Source organism: Pyxidicoccus xibeiensis, from assembly GCF_024198175.1.
Lineage (GTDB): Bacteria > Myxococcota > Myxococcia > Myxococcales > Myxococcaceae > Myxococcus > Myxococcus xibeiensis.
This window is the reverse complement of sequence record NZ_JAJVKV010000005.1, coordinates 469,128-490,875: the sequence shown is the minus strand read 5'-3', so window position 1 is coordinate 490,875 and position 21,748 is coordinate 469,128. Positions and strand designations below refer to the sequence as shown.

Genomic DNA, 21,748 nt, shown 5'->3' with positions numbered 1-21,748 from the left:
GCTCCGGTGGGGTGACACTCCGGAGCGTCACCCGCCTGGCTCCGTGGCACGCGAGCCAGGAATCGGGGCCCCGTCCGTATAATGTCTTCAGGGATGGCGGGACGGTCCGTCTCCCGGGAAGCCGGAGCGGACGAGCGATGCGCGGATGGCGACTGGCATTGGCGTTGATGTGGGTGGGACTGGTGGCGTGTGACGGAGGGGACAGCGAGAGCCCGCGAGTCGAGCGGGAGGACTTCAACGCGGAGGTCGCCCGGGCCATCTGCGAGCAGCTCGACCGCTGTGTGGGCATCGCCGACATGGAGCGCTGTCGGGAGAACCAGCTCACCTGGGGCTTCGCGAAGGAGCACGGCCTGGGGACTCGGTACGACACGGCACTCGAGGACGGCCGCGTGCGCTACGACGCGGAGGCGGCCGCACAGTGCGTGGAGTTCCTGAGGGACGGCGCCTGTGACGAGGCCCCCGCCTCTCCCCCTGTAGTGATGCGGGGCCTCGAGTACGACACCCGGTGCCGCTTCCTCTTGGGACAGGTCGAGGTGGGCGGGGCCTGCCAGTGGACCACCGAGTGCAAGGACGGCACGTACTGCGACGCGCTGCCGGCGAGCTGTGGGGGCGTGTGCCAGCGGGGCAGCGCGCCGGAGCCCGTCGTCGCGTCCGACGCGTGCGCGCCCGGCACCATCTTCCTCAGCGGCAGGTGCCTCAAGCCCGGGGGAGCGGGAACGAACTGCGGCGCGGAGGATGGGAAGCTGCAGGGGGTCTGCGACGCGGGCACCTACTGCGAGCAGTCCCAGGACTCGAAGCGCACGTGCCAGCGCGTCAAAGCCGAAGGGGCGGCCTGCGACGACTCCGCCGGTCCCCAGTGCGGCTGGCCCTTGTTCTGCGGGGACGGACGCTGCCAGAAGCCCCGGAACGAGGGAGAGGCGTGCAAGGCGCTCGGAACCGCCAGCTTCGGGCGCATGGAGTGCCGCAGCGGGCTCTTCTGCGATGCCGACAGCGGTCAGCCCGGCATCTGCCGTCCCCGCCGGGACGAGGCGGGCGTGGCCTGCCGCAACCCCTTCGAGTGCGGGCAAGACATGAACTGCGTCGGCGCGGGCACCCAGCAGGGCGTGTTGGGCACATGCCACCCCTCCCCGCGGAAGGGTGAGCCCTGCGGGGACTTGTCCTGCGCCATGGGCCTGGTCTGCGCCTCCGTGTCGAGAACGTGCGTACCCATCGCCCGCCTGGGGGAGTCGTGCGTGGACACCAACCAGTGCTCCCGCTTCGGCACCTGCCTGGACGGCGTGTGCCGCCCTCCCGGCGCGGAGTCCTGCGGCTGAGCCCGGGGGAAGCACGGCTCGCGTCAGGTGGCGCGGAACCGAACCGCAGCAGGCCATCCCGGTCGGCTGACAAGCGCGTCGTAGACCGTCTGCACGCAGGCCTTGTCAGCGCATCAGGCCGCCGGGCCGGCTCAAGGGTCCAGGCGGGCCGGGAAGTCGATGCGATTGCCCCAGATGGGGATTGAGTTGCAGCTCGCCGGAACAGCGACCCACGACAGGATGGCGCGCATGCGGATGGCATGCCCGCTACCCCAGGGGCAGACAGCGGGGGGCGCGTTCGAGACCGCGTTGGCGGAGTGGTACCAGGGCGGTGCCTGCATCCCGGGGAAGGCGTTGTCGGTGACGTGCACGGAGCCCACGACGGAGGCATCCCAGACGCCATTGCTGTCGCAGTCGAAGCAGAAGCGCACGTGCTCGAAGCTGCCCGCCGCGCCGCCGTAGCCGGAGTTCCGGCGAATCTCCACGTCACACGCGGCCCTCCGCTGCTGGGGGTGCAGGCCGCAACTGTTCATCCGCTCGTAGGAGACGTTGAAGTTGGTGATGACGGCCTCCAGCCCCGCCGTCTGCGCCGTGCGACAATGGCCGAACTGCGCCTCCAAGGCCGCCTCGGAAGCCCCGGCCTTCACCGCGCGCTGGTACGCCGCGCGGACGCTGTCATCACAAGGCTGCGGCTGCGCGTCGGCGGAAAGCGGGAATGCGGTGCACACCACTGACAGCAACCCCACCGAACGGACGACGGACGTGACAAGACGATGCCTCATGAGTGCCCCCTTTGGCTCGGACTCCAAGCCGCCTTGAACCGATAGGAAGAGCGGCTTGGAAATGTGAGCCTGGAGGACCGCGAGAGCCTCCGGTTGCAGAGCCTGCGTGACAGTCCATCGTTCGAAGCCGTTGTCAGCCCCGCCCTGGAATGTTCAACCCAGCCGCCACGGCCGGACGCGCAACGAACTTCGCGACCACGCGTTGCACGTTGGCGAAATCTCCGTAACCGACCAACTCGCCTGCTTTGTAGAACTCCACGAGGTTGCGCACCCATCCCCAGGTCGCGATGTCGGCGATGGTGTATTCATCGCCCATGAGCCAATCCCGGCCTTCCAGGCGACGGTCCAGCACCCCCAGCAGGCGCCTGGACTCGTTCACGTAGCGGTCACGCGGACGCTTGTCCTCGTAATCCTTGCCAGCGAACTTGTGGAAGAAGCCCACCTGCCCGAACATCGGCCCTATCCCGCCCATCTGGAACATGACCCACTGAATTGTTTCATACCGGCGGGCGGCATCTTTCGGCAGGAACTGACCGGACTTCTCCGCCAGGTAGAGCAGGATCGCGCCGGATTCGAACAGCGGCAGCGGTTTCCCGCCCGGACCGTTCGGGTCGATGATGGCGGGAATCTTGTTGTTCGGATTGAGCGACAGGAATTCAGGGCTCAGCTGGTCATTCGTCTCGAAGCTGACCAGGTGGGGTTCGTAGGGCAGCCCCGTCTCCTCCAGCATGATCGATACCTTGACGCCGTTTGGCGTCGGCAGCGAGTACAGCTGGATACGGTCGGGATGGTTGGCAGGCCACTTCTTGGTAATGGGAAAAGCGGAGAGGTCGGACATGGTCGGCATTATGCAGGTGGATGTCGAGCTGTGAAGCGTGGTGAGGCCCTTCCCGCTCCTGCCAGGTGGCCTGCGCCAGCGGCCTCGGTCAACGGACGTTGGGCACACGCACCATGGTGATGCTGTACGCGGGCAGGTCGACAGCGAAGCAAACGGGGCAACCCGTTGGATAGTACGTGACTGCCCCCGCCACCCCCGCGACGTCGGACTGGGTCCAGCTCCGGTAGGTGACTGTGTGACCGAAAGTCCTTCCCTTGATCTCCACCCACTTCCCGTTCCGCGCTGTTCCTGTGTCGTTGATGACGATCAAAGTCACGTCGTCGCCCTGCTTGAACGCGCGCGAGTTGAACGTGCCCTGTTCGATGGCGACGCCATCTTCGTCATCCGTGGGCAAGGTGTAGGCGTAGTTGGTGTGCTGAACGAAGCGCGTCTGGAGATGCGCCCTCGCGGTTCAGCCGGTCGAACTTCCCTTGATTGTAGAGGTCGTTCAGGACCGCGGTGCCACCGACGGTGGCGCCATTGGGACCGATGGCGCAGTTGCCGACCACATCGGGGAACGCCATGTTGTTGTTCTGGTAACGGGCCTTCAGGTTGTCGACGATGGAAGCAAACCTGATAGCCGCCACTCTGACAATTTCCCTGCTTCACCCAGCCTGGGAACGAGGGGGGCGATGAGCTCTACCCCTACCGCGCCCGGCTGCCGACGCGCTCGGGCTGCTGGTCGTCCACGGCGGCCGAGCCCGCGCGAAGGCAACCTTCCGCGCGGGCCCGGACCGCCCAACCCCTCTCATGGCCTGGGCCCAGCCATCACCGCGAGGGAATCAGCGTCGCATCACGAGAAGCAGATGAACCCGAGGCTCAGCACGGGGTAGGTGCCGGAGTTGGCGAAGGTCCACATCACGCCCGTCTCGTAGCCGTAGTACTGGCACACCTGGTTGCTGACGGAGCGCAGGGACCACCAGGGCGCATAGCGCGGGTTGTAGTTGGGAGAGAGGCCCGTGAAACGGGTGTCGTCGGTCCTGGCGCCGGCGTACTGCACCCCGTCCCTCGGGATGCAGTTCAGGCCCATGAAGTCGGCGCTGCCATTCTGGAAGCCCGTGAGGAAGCCCGTTCCATAGCCCCGGTTGCCGCACTCCGCACTCGCCGCGGCCTGCGCGTAGAAGGCTCCCTGCTGATCCAGGTTGGTGACGCCATCTTGCCACCAGGCCCACCTGCGAATGTCGCCGCCAGGGACGTCCATCCACACCACGGAGTCGTGGGTGAGGCAATGAACCCCCATCAGCTCACCCGCCTGCTCGCCCGTGTACATGCCGCGTGCATAGCCGTACATCGCGCACACGGCCTCGGCGCTCCGGTTGGCATAGGCCCACGTGACACTGGTTCGATTCGAGATCGGATACCCGGCGGCGCTGCGCATGGCCGCGGTCGTATCGAAGAACACCACACCCGCGAGCGCGGGGAGCGACGTCAGGGCGACAAGGGCAGTCATGAACGAAAACACGAAGCGAGAGATTCTCACTGCACCAGACATGAACACTCCTGGAGGTCGTAGTTTGGCTGCAACAGCCATCTGCGATACGTCTCCAGGAATTAACCTGGTCATTTCCCAGGTCTCGATACGCACCTGTTGTAACTTTCGAGGTCAGGCGCTTTCCTGCCCTCCCCGCCACTGACAGTGCTTCATACGAGAGCACCTGCCCTCCCTGCGCGACGTGCATGACGTCTGCGCCGTCTCTTGCGACGACGAGAGCGACCACCGGGGCCCTGCATCATGCTCTCGTCTGGCGAAGGGAGTGGCCAGTCGGCCCGCTCAGCACGTTGAGCAGGCATTCTTGGAAGACTTCAGGGGCACTGTCCGCCGCCCTGTTGAAAATCGCGTGTTGCCTGCGGCGCGTTGATGCTCATTGTCTTCACCTGGAGTGTTGGTGTGCCCACGGGGGAGGGGTATGCAAGCGACACGAGGGTGGGTGGCGGCGGTGTTGTTGGCGGCGGCGTGCGAGGGGAACGAAGCGAGCGAGGAGCCAGCCGGACTGAAGACACAGGAGCAGCGTTACACCTCGGGTCAGAACCTCCTCGCCGACCCGGGCTTCGAGAGTGGAACCTCCGGCTTCACCGGGAGCTCGACGGCGGTAACCCTCACCCGCAGCACCGCGTCACCCATCAGCGGAACGGCGAGCCTCGACATCGGACTGCCGAGCTGGGGCAACACGGCCTTTGCCCTGGTGGACCCCGCGTGGGGCAGCGGGACGTTTGCCCAGACGTTGACGATGTCCGCGAAGCTCCGGGTGCTGTCGGGGAGTGCGGGCGCCCCCCTCTCCTTCTGCGCGTACGCCTACTATCAGGACAGCTCGACGGCGGTGTTCAAGTGCCAGGATGTCGACGCGGGCACGCGCGACAACCGCGTTGCCTCCGTCTCCCTGGACCTCGACAAGACGCGGGAGCTGGACCGCGTCTACTTCTGGGTGCGCCTCAACGGGCAGGGGCCGGCGACCGTCAAGCTTGACGATGCGAACCTGACCCTCTGGGCCACGACTCCGTCCGGGCCCCCTCCGACCAGCGATGGGCAGGAGCTGCTGTCGGGCGGCAGCTTCGAGAGCACGACCGCCGGCTTCGAAGTCACGGGGACGTCGAGCACCGTCTCCCGGAGCACCACGTCCCCCATTGCGGGCGCCGCGAGCCTGCGGGCACGCATCGGCACCTGGGGGAACACGCTGTTCGCGCTCCGCGACTTCGCCTGGAACAGCGGCACCACCGGAACGGCCCTCCGGCTGCGGGGGAAGCTGCGGGTCGACGCCGGTCCAACCGGCGCGCCGCTCGTCATCTGCCCCCTGGTGTACTACCAGGACAGCTCCACCGCGGTGCGAACCTGCCAGAACGTCGACGCGGGCACCCGCACCCTCCAGTCGCTGGACCTCACCACCCCGCTTGACGGGACGCGGCAGCTGGACCGCGTCTACTTCTGGGTGAAGCTCGAAGGAAACGGCCCCGTCGACCTGACGCTGGATGACGCCTCGCTCGTCCTGGTGAATGGCAACGCTCCGGGAGGCAACCCGCCCCCGCCGCCTCCGCCGCCTCCTGACCCGAACCCCATCCCGAATCCGACCCCCGGCCCCGCGCCCACGGGAACGAAGCTCATCGAGGTCACCCTGCGCCCGCACGCCAGCGTCGCCGGCACGGGGAGCACACGCGTGTCCTTCGGCCTGCCGCTGCCGCCCGGGCTCCTGACGGATGCGACGAAGGTCGTCGTGCAGACCGCCACGGGCGTCGAGATTCCAGCCTTCACCCGCGCCCTGGCCGTCTGGCGGGCGCTGCCGCCGGCCTCGGTCCGCTGCACCGGGGTGAGCACCACCGCGGGGCCGGGCATTCGCAGCCTGCTGGTGCAGCTCGACCGGGCCTTCGCCGGCACGGCGGAGGAGCGCATCCGCATCATCGTCAACGCCACACCGGCGAGCCGGCTGTCCGCCGAAGTGCCGGTCCGCAACACGCTCCGGCTGGTGAACGAGGGGACCTTCAGCGCTTCGCACGGCGTCTACGAGCCGAAGGTCTACGCCGCCATCCCGAAGGAAATCCTGGCCTGTGCCGGCATCGGCACCGCGTCCGCCCCGGCCGGCCGGGACACGGTGCTGGCAAAGACGGACACGGCGCAGGGGGACTTCTTCTACACCGCCATCAACGAGTCCTTCGGCTGGCCGGTCGACCCGGCGAACCGGGTCCCCTACCAGACGGACTACGAGCCGTGGCTCTATGACCGGGCGCAGGTGTTCTTCAACGGGTATGTCCGCACGGGGAACTTCGACATGCTCCGCGAGGGCGTGCGCGCCAGTCACTTCTACTTCAACCAGCTCTACAGGCCGGGGGACTGCGGCAGCCTCGCCACCGAGCGGTGCGCCGGCTTCTTCAAGCTGAAGAACCCCGACGCGGCCGACTTCTACAAAGACGAGAAGTACTCCTACAACGAGTCCCTGTGGACCTGGTACCTGCTCACGGGTGACACGCTGCCCTCCGGGCTCATCGACGACGTCGCCGTGGCGACCCGCTATGGCGACAGCAGCTTCGACGTGGCGACGCTGACGGGCCAGTTCACCGAGCGCAACGCCGGCAACGGGCTGCTCGCGGACGTCATCCGCTACGAGGCGACCGGCGAGACGGCGGTGAGGGACAGGGTGCTCCAGGCGATTGGCAGCCTGCAGGCCATGCAGCAGACACCGGCGGGCGGCATCCCCGCGAACGGCTGCTTCAACCATAAGGGGCCCGACTGGGAGACCGAGTATGGCTTCTCCCCCTGGATGAGCGCGCTCATGGGACACGCCCTGGTGCGCGCCTACCAGGTGACGGGCGACAGCCGCATCCCGCCGATGTTGAGCGACCTCGCCAGTTGCGTGCTCTCACGCGGGACGTACTTCACCACGCGACTCGATGGCGTCTCCCGGCGGGTGCCGCTCTATGGCGGTGCGTCCACCGGACCGGTTCGCGAGCTCGACGCGCCCGCCGGCTCCACGCAGGCCCAGTGGGACCCCTGGGCCCAGATGGAGCACGCGAGCGACGTGGCCTACCTGCTCGCCACGGGCGCGCTCTTCTCCACGGACACCAGCCGCCGCGACACGCTGCTGGCCGGAACGCGGGAGCTGGTGACGACCCACGAGTATGTGATTGCCTACTGGACCCGCAGCACGTCCGGGCTCGCGAAGTACCGGCTGACGCCGCCGCGCAAGTACAACTGGTGGTACCACAACGCGGGCGGCATCGGCTGGACGCTCGGGGGGGCTCCGTCGTTCTGACTGCCCCTCCAGGATGCGAGGGGCAGTCGGCGTCCCAGGGTGACTCAGGGCTGGAAGCGGCCCGTGAACGTCGGCGCGGTGGTGCTCCACGGCGCGTCGAAGTCGGGGCTGCTCATGTCCCCCCCGACCTGCCGGTTGGCCTGCACCAGGAGGTGGTAGTTCCGCCCGGCGACGAGCAACCCTGGCGGGAGCCGGAGCTGGCTCTCGGTGGTGAAGAAGCTCCTCATCAGCGTGCGGGTGGTCCCGTTGGCGCTCGTCGCGGAGAGCCGGTACAGGCGCACGGTGTACGAGGTGGGCTCGCCCAGGAGCGGGGCCTCCCAGGTCACCAGGGGCATCTCCCCCACGCCCTGCAGCCCGTCCTCCGTGGCGGGCTGGCCGTTGAGTCGCACGTTGCGCGGCGGGCCCACCTGCGGGCTGAGCTGCAGGGCCGCGCCGGCGGCGAAGGGCGCATGGATGTAGACGGTGAACCGGAAGGACGCGGGCTGGGTGCTGCCGCCGCCCGCCAGCGGCACCGAGTAGGTCATGGAGCCCACCGCGAAGTTGGACGCGAACCGCTCCCACGACGCGGGGAAGGGGTCGGCGAACTCCAGCGTCTGGGTGACGAGCGGCTGGCCGGGATTGAAGTTGTTGCCGCGAGCCAGGTCATGCCAGCCGGCGTAGGTGCCGAAGCGCATGAAGCCCGGCAGCGCGCCAATACTCAGGTCCTGGATGTTGCGCAGCGTGGCGCGGGGATGGGCGGCGAGCACCAGGGCCTCGAGCTCGGCGGCCTGAATCTGCACCGTGCGCGAGGTGGTGGGCTGGGGCGCGAGCGTCGCTGTCAGGGTGACGGCGCCGCCCCCGGAGACCACACTGCCGCCCGCGCTTCCGCTGGAGACCTCGAAGCCCTGGCGTGCCTCCCGGACGACGTCCAGCCCGCCGACGCCCCCGGGGCGCGCCACCAGCTGGGTGACGTGTACCGTGTCCCCGCGGGCCAGGTCGATACGCCCGACGCGGTTGCCACAGTTGAGGAGGGACGCGTCGTACCCGGTGCTGCCCGTGAAGAGCGTCGAGCCCACCCCGAGGAACAGGGGCGGCGTGGCACACTCCCGCGCGAAGTAGGTGAGGCCTGCGCCGAAGGCGCTCACCTCCAGGTCATCGTCGGCGCTCCATGGGCTGAGGCCGCCCAGGTCGAAGTTGAAGAGCGTGCCGTCCGGCTCCGGCTCCAGGTCGGCGCGGCCCGGGAGCGCCGAGCTGAGGTCCGGAGTGCGGCTGTGCGTCCAGTAGTAGCTCGAGCCGACCTGCAGGAGGTAGGGCGTGCTCTCCACGTCGTGGATGACGAAGGTGCCATCCATCAGGCCACGGCCGCCATGCCCGCTATAGGCGCCGTCCTCCGTGGGCACCCAGGCCATGACGAACGTCGACCGCAGGTCGGTGGGGCGCGTGATGATGGAGCCGTCGGCCTGGACGTAGTGGGTGGAGCTGTGGCCCAGGACGGTCTGCGCGCCGCAGGTGGGGCCGGGCCACGGCCGGATGGTGAACGTCACATCCGTGGTGGCGCCGCTCGCGTCCGTGATGATGGCGGTCACCTCGGCGGGGCCGTCGAAGCAGACCGGGGCCAACCACTCCGCGGAGGCCGCGGCACCGGTGCCGCGAGTGGCCACGAAGGTGCCCTGCGAGGCCACCCAGGAGACGCTCAGCGCCGTTCCTTCCGGGTCATGCGCGGTGAACCCGAGCATCACGAGCTCACCCCCGTCCGCGTCCTGGGCGGACTGGGAGACGCTGTCCACGACGGGGACCCGCTGCATGTTCACCTGGGGACCGTCACCCACCTGGAGGGTGAGATGGCCCTCTTGATATCCGCCCGTCGAGTCCGAGGCATAGAGCGTGAAGATGCACCGGGCACCGGGTGGCACGGCGCTCAGGGTGAACGTCGGGGTGGCGGTGGTGACGGCGCCGAAGGTGCCCTCGCAGGTGGAGGTCCAGAAGAGGTACAGGGCGTCTCCGTCCGGGTCGGCGACCGAGGCGGCCAGCTGCGTCGTCCGGCCCACGGCGAGCACGGAGGGCGCACCCATCATCGCGCGCACCTCCGGCCAGGTGTTGAGGCGCACCGTCACCGCGGCGCGTCCCGACGGGCCCCCGTTCCGCACGGTGAGGTCGACGGTGACGGTGGCCGTTGCGTTCCGGGAGTCGCGCACCTCCAGCTGGATGCGCTGCACGCCCGCGGTGGCGGGCGCGGTCCACGTGGTGGACGCGGCGGCCGGGGCGCTGAACGTGCCGCCGGGCGCGCTCCAGGCGTAGGTCAGCGTGTCACCCGCGTTGTTGTCGTGCGCGGCCGCCGAGAGGGTGACGGAAGCGCCCGGCTCCGCCTCATTGGTGGACACCGTGAGCGAGTTGATGATGGGCGCTTCGTTCTCGAAGGGCGGGACGGGTTGGGCCTGCTGCATCAGCATGAAGACCGCGGCCACGCGGCCCGGCTGGATGGCCATCGGGCCCGCATAGCCCCGATAGATGACGGTGGACGCCGCGTCGTACGCAGCCGCCGTGAAGACGCGGTCGGCGCCCGCGGGGATGTCGCGGAGCGTGCCGTTCCACGTGTTCCCGTCGCGGACGAGGTCCACTCCCAGCGGGGTGGGGATGCCCGGGCCCTGGACCTCCACGTGGATGCGCGCCACGTCATCGGCCGACAGGGCCTGGCCGAGCATGACCTTGACGTCGGCGCTCGCCGGCGAACGCGAGTCGCCCTCGCCTCCACCACAGGCCGCGAACACTCCCAGGGCAAGCACCGCCGTCACCACCGACGCGGCGCGCCCGACAAAACGCAATACAGACATGAATCCCCCTCTGGATTGAGGGGGTGGCTATAGCCCGGACGGTGGATTCACCGCAAACACCCTGCGTGGGAGGATTTCCTACCCAGGAGCCCAGGATGAGGTGTGATTGCCAATGGGCGCCTGGGCCCCTACATGGCGGTCCGCTCAGTGCCCCTGCTGCGCCGCTGGCACCGGCACGAGCGGCGACGCCTCTTCACCCCGCCCCTCACCGGCGGGCACCGTGCGCGTCCGGGCGATGAGGAGGTAGATGGCCGGCACGAAGAAGAGCGTGAAGAACGTGCCGATGGCCATGCCCGTCACCAGCACGAGCCCGATGCTGTTGCGCGCCGCCGCGCCCGGCCCCTCCACGAGGACGAGCGGGAAGTGGCCGGCGACGGTCGCCACGGTGGTCATCAGGATCGGCCGGAGCCGCCCTGATGCAGCCTCCTTCACCGCCTCGAGCTTCGTGCGGCCCTCTTCCTGGAGCCGGTTGGCGAAGTCGACGATGAGAATCCCGTTCTTCGCAATCAGCCCCACCAGCGTCACCAGCCCCACCTGCGAGTAGATGTTGAGCGTGGTGGTGAAGGCGTCGGTGAAGTACGGCATGGTCGGGTTCGGCATCTTCAGGAAGGTGGTCAGCAGCGCGCCGAAGAGCGCCAGCGGCACCGACCCGGCGAGGATGATGAGCGGGTCCCTGAAGCTGTTGAACTGGGCCGCCAGCACCAGGAAGATGAGCACCACCGCGAGCAGGAACGCCGCGAGGAACTTGTTGCCCTCCACCCGCAGCTGCCGCGACTCGCCCGTGTAGTCGATGCTGTAGCCCTTGGGCAGTATCTTCGCCGCCTCCGCCTCCAGGTACCCGAGCGCCTCGTCCAGCGGCCGGATGGCGACGCCGCTCAGCTTCACCGCGTTGAGCTGCTGGAAGCGGTTGAGCGACCGGGGCGCCACCGTGTCCTTGATGGACGCGATGGACGAGAGCGCCACGAGCTGGCCGTTGGGGCCGGTGACGTAGACGTCCTTCAGCTGCTCGGGATTGAGCCGGGAGACGCGGAGCAGCTGGGGGATGACCTTGTAGCTGCGCCCGGCGATGTTGAAGCGGTTGACGAAGTTGCCGCCCACCGCCGCGCTCAGGTCCTGCCCCACCGTCCCCAGGTTCAGCCCCAGCTGCGCCACCTTCTCGCGGTCGATCTCCACCTCCGATTGGGGCTGGTCAATCTTCACGTCGATGAGCGGAGGGAAGGCGAACATCCCGCTCTGCGCCGCCTTCTCCTGGAGCTGCTGCGCGAACCCCAGCAGCTCACTCGCCTCCGCCGTGGAGGCGATGACGAACTCCACCGGGAAGTTGCCACCGCCCGGCAGCGCCGGAGGCAGGATGGGGAACGTCTGGACGCCAGGGATGACGCCCACCCGCATCTGCGTGTCGACCAGCACCTCCGCCGCGGAGCGCTGGCGCTGCTCCCACGGCTTCAAGCCCAGGCCCCAGAACCCGCCGCCCGGGTTCGTTATCTGGAAGGTGTAGGCCGACTCCGGCATCTCCATCAGCGTCCGGTTCACCTCGCGGACGGACGGGTCCAGCTGCTCCAGCGTGGAGTTGGACGGGGTGTTGACGATGCCGAAGACGATGCCCTGGTCCTCCGTCGGGGCGAGCTCCTGCGGCGACTGGGCGAACATCAGGAGCGCGAGCAGGCTCAGCACCGCCCAGGCGGCGTAGACCACGCCCCGTGCGCCCAGCGCGCGCTCCAGCGAGCGCGCATACGCGGCCCGCAGGCGCTCGAAGCCGCGGTTGATGGCCCCCGGCAGCCCCTGGTCTTCGTGGCCCGCCTTCAGGAGCGCGGCGGACATCATCGGCGAGAGTGTCAGCGCCACCACTCCCGAGAGCGTCACCGCCCCGGCGAGCGTGAGCGCGAACTCGCGGAACAGCGAGCCGGTGAGCCCGCCCTGGAAGGCGATGGGCGCATAGACGGCGGCGAGGGTAATCGTCATCGCGATGATGGGCCCGACGAGCTCCCGCGCCCCCTTGAGGGCGGCGTCCACGGGGCGCAGGCCCTCGCGCAGGTGGCGCTCCACGTTCTCCACCACGACGATGGCGTCGTCCACCACCAGCCCCACCGACAGCACCACCGCGAGCAGGGTGAGCAGGTTCACCGTGAAGCCGAAGAGCTGCATCAGGAACACCGTGCCGATGAGCGACACCGGGATGGCCACCACCGGTATCAGGATGGAGCGCACGGAGCCCAGGAAGAGGAAGATGACCACCACGACGATGAGGAGCGTCTCGCCCAGCGTCGTCACCACCTCGTCGATGGCGTTCTGGATGTACTCCGTGCCGTCGAAGGCGATGGTGGCGTTGATCTGCTCCGGGATGTCCTTGCGCAGCGACTCCATCTCCGCGCGGACGCGCTGGAGCACGTCCAGCGAGTTGGCATTGGGGAGCGCCCAGAGGCCGATGAACACCGCCGTCTGCCCGGCGAACCGGACATCGGTGTCGTAGTCCTCGGCCCCCAGCACCACGTCGGCGATGTCCGACAGCCGCACCACCGCTCCGCCGTCCCTCCGGACGATGAGCTGGCGGAACTCCTCCACCGAGCGGAGGTCCGTGTTCGCCGTGAGGTTCACCTGCACGAGCGAGCCCTTCGTCTGCCCCACGGCGGCGAGGTAGTTGTTGCTGGCGAGCGCCTGCCGGACCTGCGCCGGGCTGATGTTGAGCGCGGCCATCCGGTCCGGCTTCAGCCACACCCGCATCGCGAACGTCCTCGCCCCCAGCAGGTCCGCGCGCTGCACGCCCTCCAGGGCGGACAGCCGCGGCTGCACCACCCGCACCAGGTAGTCCGTAATCTCGTTCTGCTTCAGGAACTCGGAGGAGAAGCTGAGGTAGGCCGCGGCGAACTGGCTGTCCGCGGTCTCGATGGCGAGCACGGGGACCTGGGCCTCGGGCGGCAGGTCGCCGCGCACCTGGTCGACCTTGGCGCTGATTTCGCTGAGCGCGCGGTTGGAGTCGTAGTTGAGCTTGAGCCGGGCGCGGATGATGGAGACGCCCTGCAGGCTCTGGGACTCGACGTAGTCGATGCCGTCCGCCGAGGCGATGACCCGCTCCAGGGGCGTGGTGATGAACCCGCGGACCAGCTCCGCGTTGGCGCCGATATAGGCGGTGGTCACCGTGATGTCGGCGTTCTCGCTGCGCGGGTACTGCCGCACGTTGAGCGACTGGATGGCCTGCAGGCCGGCGATGATGATGAGGAGGTTGACCACCAGCGCCACCACGGGGCGCCGGATGAAAAGGGCGGTGAAGTTCATACGCGCGTCTCCCGGGGCTCTACCGGTCCACGGGCTGGGGCGCGGACTCGACCTGCGGCGCCAGCGAGTTGTTGACGATGACGGCCGCGCCGTTGCGCAGCTTGAAGGCGCCGTTGCTGACCACGCTCTCCCCTGGTTTCAGGCCCGAGGCCACCGCGACGAAGTCGCCCCGTCGCTCGCCCAGCCGGACGAAGCGCTGCTGGGTCACGAGGCCCGGCTTGCCGGCGGCGTCCTTGCCCTCCTCGATGACGTACACCGAGTCGCCGTACGGGGCGAAGAGCACGGCGGTGGCGGGGATGGCCACCACCTCGGTGGTGCCCTCGGCGAGCACGTCGACGTTGGCGAACATGCCCGGCATCAGGCGCCCGTCCGCGTTGGGCACGGTGGCGCGCATGCGCACGTTGCGCGAGGAGAGCTCCACCTCGGGGTTGATGGTCGTCAGCGCGCCCTCCCACGTGTCCTTTGGAAAGACGTCGACGCGGACGCGCACCTTCTGCCCCGGCTTCACTTCCGCCAGCGCCTGCTGTGGGAGGAGGAACTCCACGTAGACGGGGTCCATGGCCTGGAGTGAGGCGATGGGGCCGCCGGGGGAGACGACCTGGCCCAGCTCCACCTGCCGGATGCCGATGCGGCCGTCGAAGGGCGCGCGGATGACCTTCTTCGCGATGATGGCGCGCAGGTTGGCCACCGCGGCCTCGGCCTGGATGGCCCGCGCCTGGGCGGACTCGAGCTCCGACTGGGTATTGGCGCCCTGGGCGTGGAGCGACTGGGCACGGCCCCGGGTGAGCTTCGCGAGCTCCGCGTCCGCCAGGGCTCCCGTCAACTGGGCCTCCTCACTGGAGGTGTCGAGCCGGACGAGCACCTGCCCCTTCTTCACCCGCGCGCCGTCCTCGAAGCCGATTTCGCGGACGATGCCGGACAGCTCGGCGCCCAGCGTCACGCCGCGGACCGCGAGCACCGTGCCCACCGCGCCCCGGGTCGCCTGCCACTGCGCGACTTCCGCCTTGGCCGAGGTGACGGCCTCGGGGGGCGGGACGAAGGCGGCGCCTGCCTCGATCATCGCGCCAATCTGCGCTGCCTTGATGCCGCCCAGCAGCACGATGACGCCGAGCAACAACAGGACGCCGATGACCCAGCGCTTGCGTCTACCCGCGGGGCGCGTGGAAGGAGGTTGCGCTTCGTCGGGACGGGCTGTGACGGTTGCAGGCATCGGGGGCGCTCGTTAAGGGTAATTTCGGACCCCTCTATACGAACTGCCGGTTGCGCATGCCCGAGAAAGTGGCGCCTGCTTCATTCGCCACATGATGGGCGCCCAGTGCCAGGGCGTCATGGCGACCCTGTCCGGCCACGTGCTGCCCCCACCCCCGCGTTTCTCCAGCGCCGAGAGGCGCTCCTGCGCGATGGGGGGCGTACCTCGCCGCTTCCGTCTTCTCCACGCTCCGGACGAGCGTGGCGGCTGCCGCCCGACTCCTATGGCTGGCTGGCCGTGCTCGAAGCCTCGCTCGCCAACAACGCCGCGAGCGCCATCGCACGAAGTACGCCCAGGATTGCGACCGACGTGCCTCGCGCATGCTTTCGAGCGTTGAGCACTGGTCGTTTCCTCCTGCAGTCCTCACGTTGTGCCTGAAGGAGCCGAGCAGGTCTCGGCGGACAGCCCCTCCTCCCCGGTGGGCCTGCGCCCGCCGTCACCCCAAGGAGGCAGCAATGAGCGTCACCACCGTCGGTAGTCCCAGCGAGACGCGCACCACGAGCGTCGGGAGTATCGACCTGAAGCTCGAGGCGGTCGTCATCCCGGTCTCGAGTCTCGACCGCGCGAAGCAGTTCTATCTGGGGCTCGGATGGCGGCTCGACGCGGACTTCAGCAAGGGCAATGCCCGCGTGCTCCAGTTCACCCCTCCGGGCTCCCCGTGCTCGTTCCAGTTCGGCACGAACCTCACGCCGGCCGCGCCCGGCTCGGCCCACAACCTCCTGGTCGTCTCCGACATCGAGGCTGCGCGCAACGAGCTGGTGGGGCGCGGCGTCCAGGTGGGCGAGGTGTTCCACTTCTCCGAAGGCCCGGCCCCCTTCGGCGACAAGGTCCGTGGCCCCGCGCCCGACCACCAGAGCTACGGCTCGTACGCGTCGTTCAGCGACCCGGACGGCAACACCTGGCTCTTGCAGGAGGTCACGGCCCGGTTCCCCGGGCGGGTGGACCGCTCCCAGCTGTCGTTCAGCTCCGCGAGGGACCTGGCGAGCGCGCTCCGGCGTGCATCGGCCGCCCACGGCGAGCACGAGAGGCGCAGCGGCAAGGCCGACGAGAACTGGCCCGACTGGTACGCGCGGTACATGACGGCAGAGGAGTCCGGAGAGGGACTGCCGTCATGAGCGATGAGGGCCGCTGACGGGAGCAGCCCGAGCGGCTTCGAGACGCCCGGGCTGGAGTCCCTCCACGCCAACCCACGTCAGCGCGGTGAGGAGGGCGGTCGTCCACCTGCCAGATGGCGTTGGAGTCCGACTACCTCGCGAGTAGTCTCCCCGTGCGCGGTGCGGACCGCCTCACGAGGGACCTCATGGAGCCTGACCACCTCAATCCGGCCAACCTGCCCCCGGGGACGCGCATCGGCCCGTGGTGTCTGTTGGAGCAGTGCGGCCGGGGCGCCTACGGCGTCGTCTACCAGGCCGAGCGCGTGGACGGGACTCCAGGCGTCGTGGCCCTCAAGCTGGCGCTGCACCCGGGGGATGCGCGCTTCCTCCGTGAGGCCGAGCTGCTCCGCCGCCTGCGCCACCCCGCCGTCCCCCGCCTGCTGGACCATGGCGACTGGCAGCCCCGCGAGGGCGTCTCCTACGCCTGGCTCGTCATGGAGTGGGTGGAAGGCCCGTCGCTCCATGCGTGGGCCCAGGCCTGGCGCCCGTCTTCACGGCAGGTGCTTCGGCTTCTGGCTCAGCTGGCCCGAGCGCTGGAAGCCACCCACGCGGCCGGAGGCCTCCACCGCGACGTGAAGGGTGACAACGTCCGCGTCCGGAGCGCGGACGCGCAGCCCTTCCTGCTGGACTTCGGCTCCGGACACCACCTGGGGGCCGCCACGCTCACCTCGCACCCCTTTCCTCCCGGCACCCCGCCCTACCGCTCACCCGAGGCGTGGCGCTTCTTCCTCCACGTCCGCAAGCCCCCGGCGGTCGCGTATGCCCCGGGGCACGCGGATGACCTCTTCGCCCTGGGGGTCACCGCCTATCGCCTGGTCACCGAGAAGTACCCCCCATCGGCGCACCCGATGGATGACGATGCCTGGCTCTGGCGCCCCGAGGAGCTGGCGCACTGGACGGCGCGAGTCTGCAACCCCCGCTGCATTCTGGAATTGAGCGCGCTGGTGGCCCGGATGCTCTCGCCCCTCCCTGAAGCGCGAGGGAGCGCGCGAGAGGTGGCCGAAGCGCTGGAGCAGGCGGCGCGCAACGCCGGACACGAGGCGGACGTGCCGCTCCTCACGGGAGAAGAGCCGCGACCCGCGGGCCTCTTTCCCCTTCCCCAGCGCGTCACGGTGCGGCCCCCTCCTCGCGTGGCGAGGTGGCCCCGGCTCGCGGCCGCCGGCCTCGCAGGCGCACTGGCGCTGAGCGCCGGAGGGCTGCTGAGGGGGAGTCCCTCCGAGGCGCCCGCGGTGGCTCACCTCGCGGAGGAGGATGAGTCCAAGGATGGCGGCGCCGTGGCCCTCGGGGACTCCGCGCTGACGGCGCCGGTGGAGCCCGAGCGAGCCCCCTCCGTGTGGGCATCCATCGCGGTGGACCTTCCACCGAAGCCCCTCCCCGGGCAGCGTCGTCCGGACGCCAGGGGCCGCTGTCCCGGCAAGGTGCAGGTCGCCATCAACGGCGGTTGTTGGAGGAAGCTGTCCGTGGACCTGAAGGACTGTGATGTTGAGGACGGCTTTGAATACAGGGGCGCGTGCTACATCCCCGCCCTGACTCGGCAACGCCCTGCCACCTCGGGCCCCGCGGCTTGCGACGACAGTCCGTAGCCACCTCGAGGTACACGCCTGACCAGGCCGCGCTCACGGCAGGCGCGTGGCAGGGGCCTGGCCCCTTGCTTGTTCCGCGCCTCCCCTGCTGCGACATGACGTGGCCATCGCACAGAGGCGTGCCTGGAAGACAGGGGCTCCAGGTGAACCCGCCGCTGCCTGGCCGGCCTGTCACCGACATTGCTCAACGGCCACCAGGTATCGGCAGCCGCATCTTGCAAGCCAGCGCATGGCAATCCACCATGGCCGCGGTGGGCGGCGAGCAGCGGGCGACGGGTGCACGACGACGGCATGCGCTTCGCAGACGCTGCTTCCCCAGTTGAGGAGGCACAGATGTCGCGCCGCATCGCACTTGCGCTCACCGCCCTGGGAATGACACTCGCCATGCTGCCCTTCGCCCTGGTCCGTGTCTCGAACGCGCTGGCCGATGCGGAGCAGGGCTCGGGGCGGGGCGTGCCGCCCCTGGCCTTCATCCGGGGCGATGCAGCGCTGCCACGGCACCTGGAATACGTGCGGCTCGACAGCCGCGCCCTCGACGGAAATCTGTTGGGGGACTCACGGACACGGGAGCTGGGCGTGCTGCTTCCGCCCTCGTACTTCCATGCCCCCGAGCGCAGGTTTCCGGTGGTGTACCTGCTGCATGGCCTGGGGCCGCGGGAGCACGGGCACCTGGGCTACGTGGGCGTGCAGCGCGCCGCGTTCCACCAGATGGAAGCAGGCGAGCTTCCGGAGCACATCGTCGTCGCGGTGGACGGGACGACCTCGCTGGGTGGGAGCTACTACACACGCTCGCCAACAACAGGCGACTTCGAGACATACGTGGCCCGTGAAATCGTGGGCGCCGTGGACGCACGGTACCGGACGCGTGCCGAGGCAAAGTGGCGCGCGATTGCCGGCTTCTCCATGGGCGGGCACGGCGCCATCAAGCTGGCCATGAAATACCCGGGCCTGTTCTCGAGCGTCGGCACCTTGAGCGCGAGCCCGCTGTCGCTCGAGCAGCGCAGGAGGCTGTACCGTGACGCGCTGGCGAACAAGCCCGTGGCACGCGACGCCCGGGAGCTCATGGCGCTGTACCCGTTCGAGGAGGACTGGACGGTGGCGTCCATCTACGCCAAGGCCGCCGTGTTCTCGCCCGCACAGACCCGCTCCCCGCTCTTCCTCGAGCTGCCGTTCCAGAGTGGACTCGACGACGACCCGGTGTGGCGGCGGTGGCTGGAGGAGGACCCGCTCACGCTGCTGCCCCGGCACCATGCCGCGCTGCGCACGCTGGACCTGCTCTACATGGACCGGGGCAGCCAGGAGACCTTCCTCGGCGCGGAGGCGTTCGACCGCGCACTCGAGTCCTTCGGGATTCCCTTCCGGCACCAGGTCTTCGAGGGCGGGCACTCGGACGACTTCCACGAGCGGCACCTGCGCATGCTGCACAACCTGGCGATGCGCTGGACCCCCGGCGCGTAGTGCTCGGCAAGAGAGCGCCAGTCCTGTTGCGCTCACCGCTTGAATGCCCCACCCGGGGCGTCGTGAAGCCGCAACACGTACAGGAAGTCCCGCAGGGTACGGCCCCGGGCCACGACGAGCCCGTCGCGCAGGATGACGTCCTCCTCCAGCACGTCCGGGAAGTGCGCCATGGGCACGGGGTCCATCCGGCGATGGAAGGCGACGGGGCCCTCCCCCAGCACCTCCCAGTACTCGCGACGCGCCACCTCCTCGGGATCCGCGCTGCCCTGAATCACGGCGCCAGGCGCCCCCGTGGCGAGGTCGAAGAAGCGCGTGGTCTGGTCATTGGAGCGGGTGAGCAGCCAATCCCCCTCCATGGCCACCGAGAACGGCAGCGTCGGGTGCGGCACCTCGTACAGGAGCCGCCCCGTCCCCGCGTCGAAGAGGCGCACGCGCGCGTCCAGGCTGCACGCGGCCACCCGGCTGCCATCGTCGGACAGCCGCACCGCGATGACGGGCTTCTCGGAGACCTGGAGGACGCGCCGGGCGCCCGCGGGCAGGTCGAAGAGTTCCAGCTCCCCCGAGGCCCGGCCCACGGCGAGGCGGGGCGCGCGGGCCGCCGCCCCGTACGCCCGCGCGGGCTTCAGCAGCGCCTGGGTGTCGAGCACCAGCGCCCCCGTGCCCAGGTCGTGCAGCATGAGCCGGGAGTCCTCCGCGTAGCCCGAGACGACGTACGCCCCGTCGGGCGTGAACTCCACCAGCGAGACGGGCGTCGCCGGCCCTCGCAGGGTGTGCCGCAACGTCCCGTCCGCGACGCGCCACACCCGCACCACGCCGATTTCGATGACCGCGGCCAGCCACTGCCCGTCCGGTGAGAAGGCCATGGGCAGCTCCAGCGTCGGCTTCTTCGACGCATCGCGCCCCTCCAGCGGAGGCACGGACAGCTCCCGCACCGGCGCGAGGCGCTCCACGTCGACCACCTGGACACCCCGCCTGCGAGAATCCTCGTGGAAGTGCTGGACGGGGTATGCGGCCAGGGCGCCGTCCGGACTGAAGCGCCACGGCTGCAGGCCGGAGTCGTTGGTGTCGGCGGGCAGCTCCCGCACCTGGCCCCGGGCATCGATGGCGAAGGCCCCGTAGAACCGCCTGGCGATGGCGAGGCTCCCCTCCGCGCGCCCCGAGAGGCTGCGCACACGGTGATGCTCGGCCAGCAGGGAGGGCGGCACGGGCGCGTGGAGCTCGCCCAGGAGCACGCCGCCGTCGGCGGCCGTCAGGGCAAAGTGCTTCAGGTCCGGAGAGAAGGCCGCGCCGCGCTCATGGCCATCCGAGGCATAGGGACGCGTCCACAGCGTGACGCCGTCGCCTGGCACCAGCACCTCCAGCCGGTCATACCGGAGCAGGCCCAGGCGCGAGTTCCCCAGCCAGCTCACCTGGGAGTAGCGCCCCTCCCCCTTCAAGCCCTCCATCCGCTTCCAGCCTTGCGTCTGCGCCAGGGCGACGCCGTCCAGGTCCGCCCAGGCCAGCCACTCGCCATCCGGGCTGAAGGCCACCGTGCCGACGGACGTACCGGAGTCCAGCCGCGCCACCTGCGCCCCCGTCTCCACGTCCCAGATGCGCACCGTGCTGTCCGAGGCACCCGAGGCCAGCCAGCGTCCCGAGGGATGGAAGGCCACGCTCAGCACCGACTGCTCGTGCCCCTGGAGCGTGTGGACCTTCTTGCCCGAGGCCACGTCGTACAGGTGGACTTGCCAGCCGAGGTTGCCCACCGCGAGCAGCGTCCCCTCCGGGTTGAAGGCCACCGACGTCACCCGGCCCTCCTGGCCGGTGAACTCATGCAGCTGCGCCCCCGTCTCCGCGTCCCAGATGCGCGCGTCGTGGGACCTCGAGCCCGACGCCAGGCGCTTGCCGTCCGCGCTCCAGGCAATCCCTCGCACCTCGCCCTCGTGGCCCGCCATCACCACGAGGCTCCGGGCGGTGGCCACGTCCCAGACGCGCACGTTGTGGCCATCCGACCACGAGCCGGTGGCCAGCCGCGTCCCTGACGGGTCGAACGCCGCGCACAGCACCTGGGAGTCGTGCCAGAGGACCTCGTCCGCGCCTTCGAGGGCGCCGCGCAGCGGCAGCAGGGACTCCACCCAGGGCGCGCCACCCGCCGCTTCACGCTGCCGTCGCCACTGCGCCGCCAGCGCGTACAGGTGCGCCTCCGGGTCGCTCCAGGGCTTCGCGCCTTCCCCGGAGTAGTGCGCGGCGGCGTCGGGCGCGTCGTACCAGCGCAGCCGGTTGTAGAGACACTGGAAGAGGGCCTCGGGGTGCGCGCGCAGGAAGGCGGCGTCGAGCGCGACGGCCTTGCGCAGGACGCGCAGCGTCTTCGGACCCACCGTGGGCCCGTCCTCCCGCGGCACGCGGGCGTCGTCGGGCGTCTGGGCGAGCGCAGAGTCCAGGGCGGCGAGCAGCGCCTCCACGCCCTGGGTGCTCACGAGGTGTTCGAGGGTCGAGAGCTCGGTGAGGGATGCGAGGTCGTGGGACATGGTGGCTCCTTCGCCGCGAGGCGC

Annotated in this window: 14 protein-coding genes; 5 read left to right on the top strand and 9 right to left on the bottom strand. The window is 69.7% G+C overall.

The genetic code is table 11. The features are described from left to right. Positions 1-137: 137 nt before the first annotated feature. The gene (locus tag LXT23_RS24570) at positions 138-1,313 is read left to right on the top strand and encodes an EB domain-containing protein (protein ID WP_253982716.1); all 1,176 of its coding nucleotides are present in this window, start codon (positions 138-140) and stop codon (positions 1,311-1,313) included. Between the two features lie 131 nt (positions 1,314-1,444). On the opposite strand, the gene LXT23_RS24565 is transcribed toward LXT23_RS24570, so the two are convergent. The 5 genes from LXT23_RS24565 to LXT23_RS24545 form a co-directional block, all read right to left on the bottom strand. Further along, positions 1,445-2,074: a hypothetical protein gene (locus tag LXT23_RS24565; RefSeq protein ID WP_253982715.1), complete on the bottom strand. Its 630-nt coding sequence runs from the start codon at positions 2,072-2,074 to the stop codon at positions 1,445-1,447. A gap of 133 nt (positions 2,075-2,207) precedes the next feature. Further along, positions 2,208-2,912: a glutathione S-transferase N-terminal domain-containing protein gene (locus LXT23_RS24560; protein ID WP_253982714.1), complete on the bottom strand. Its 705-nt coding sequence runs from the start codon at positions 2,910-2,912 to the stop codon at positions 2,208-2,210. An 88-nt stretch (positions 2,913-3,000) separates the two neighbouring features. Then, positions 3,001-3,306, bottom strand: a complete 306-nt coding sequence (locus tag LXT23_RS24555; RefSeq protein ID WP_253982713.1) for a hypothetical protein — start codon at positions 3,304-3,306, stop codon at positions 3,001-3,003. After that, on the bottom strand, positions 3,293-3,538 hold the full coding sequence (locus LXT23_RS24550; RefSeq protein ID WP_253982712.1) for a hypothetical protein: 246 nt from the start codon (positions 3,536-3,538) through the stop codon (positions 3,293-3,295). Before LXT23_RS24550 ends, LXT23_RS24555 begins: the two co-directional genes overlap by 14 nt. A 206-nt stretch (positions 3,539-3,744) precedes the next feature. After that, positions 3,745-4,401, bottom strand: a complete 657-nt coding sequence (locus tag LXT23_RS24545) for a hypothetical protein (protein WP_253982711.1) — start codon at positions 4,399-4,401, stop codon at positions 3,745-3,747. A 457-nt stretch (positions 4,402-4,858) separates the two neighbouring features. Here LXT23_RS24545 and LXT23_RS24540 point away from each other — a divergent pair, with 457 nt between their 5' ends. Further along, a complete protein-coding gene (locus LXT23_RS24540) occupies positions 4,859-7,690 on the top strand; it encodes a hypothetical protein (protein WP_253982710.1) in 2,832 nt (943 codons plus the stop codon). A gap of 44 nt (positions 7,691-7,734) precedes the next feature. Here the strand turns inward: LXT23_RS24540 and LXT23_RS24535 are convergent, their stop codons facing one another. From LXT23_RS24535 to LXT23_RS24525, 3 genes are all read right to left on the bottom strand, one after another. Then, positions 7,735-10,500 (bottom strand): Ig-like domain-containing protein, encoded by a 2,766-nt coding sequence (locus tag LXT23_RS24535; RefSeq protein ID WP_253982709.1) that lies wholly within the window; start codon positions 10,498-10,500, stop codon positions 7,735-7,737. A 144-nt stretch (positions 10,501-10,644) separates the two neighbouring features. Beyond that, a complete protein-coding gene (locus tag LXT23_RS24530; protein ID WP_253982708.1) occupies positions 10,645-13,773 on the bottom strand; it encodes an efflux RND transporter permease subunit in 3,129 nt (1,042 codons plus the stop codon). Between the two features lie 19 nt (positions 13,774-13,792). Further along, complete coding sequence (locus LXT23_RS24525) at positions 13,793-14,983, bottom strand: efflux RND transporter periplasmic adaptor subunit (RefSeq protein ID WP_253982707.1); 1,191 nt, start codon at positions 14,981-14,983, stop codon at positions 13,793-13,795. A 494-nt stretch (positions 14,984-15,477) separates the two neighbouring features. Here LXT23_RS24525 and LXT23_RS24520 point away from each other — a divergent pair, with 494 nt between their 5' ends. From LXT23_RS24520 to LXT23_RS24510, 3 genes are all read left to right on the top strand, one after another. After that, a complete protein-coding gene (locus LXT23_RS24520) occupies positions 15,478-16,137 on the top strand; it encodes a VOC family protein (protein ID WP_253982706.1) in 660 nt (219 codons plus the stop codon). Between the two features lie 185 nt (positions 16,138-16,322). Further along, positions 16,323-17,759, top strand: a complete 1,437-nt coding sequence (locus LXT23_RS24515) for a serine/threonine protein kinase (protein WP_253982705.1) — start codon at positions 16,323-16,325, stop codon at positions 17,757-17,759. 333 nt (positions 17,760-18,092) lie between these two features. Then, positions 18,093-19,217, top strand: coding sequence for an alpha/beta hydrolase (locus LXT23_RS24510; RefSeq protein WP_253982704.1), 1,125 nt, complete (start codon positions 18,093-18,095; stop codon positions 19,215-19,217). 32 nt (positions 19,218-19,249) lie between these two features. Here the strand turns inward: LXT23_RS24510 and LXT23_RS24505 are convergent, their stop codons facing one another. Further along, on the bottom strand, positions 19,250-21,724 hold the full coding sequence (locus tag LXT23_RS24505) for a WD40 repeat domain-containing protein (RefSeq protein WP_253982703.1): 2,475 nt from the start codon (positions 21,722-21,724) through the stop codon (positions 19,250-19,252). Positions 21,725-21,748: the final 24 nt, after the last annotated feature.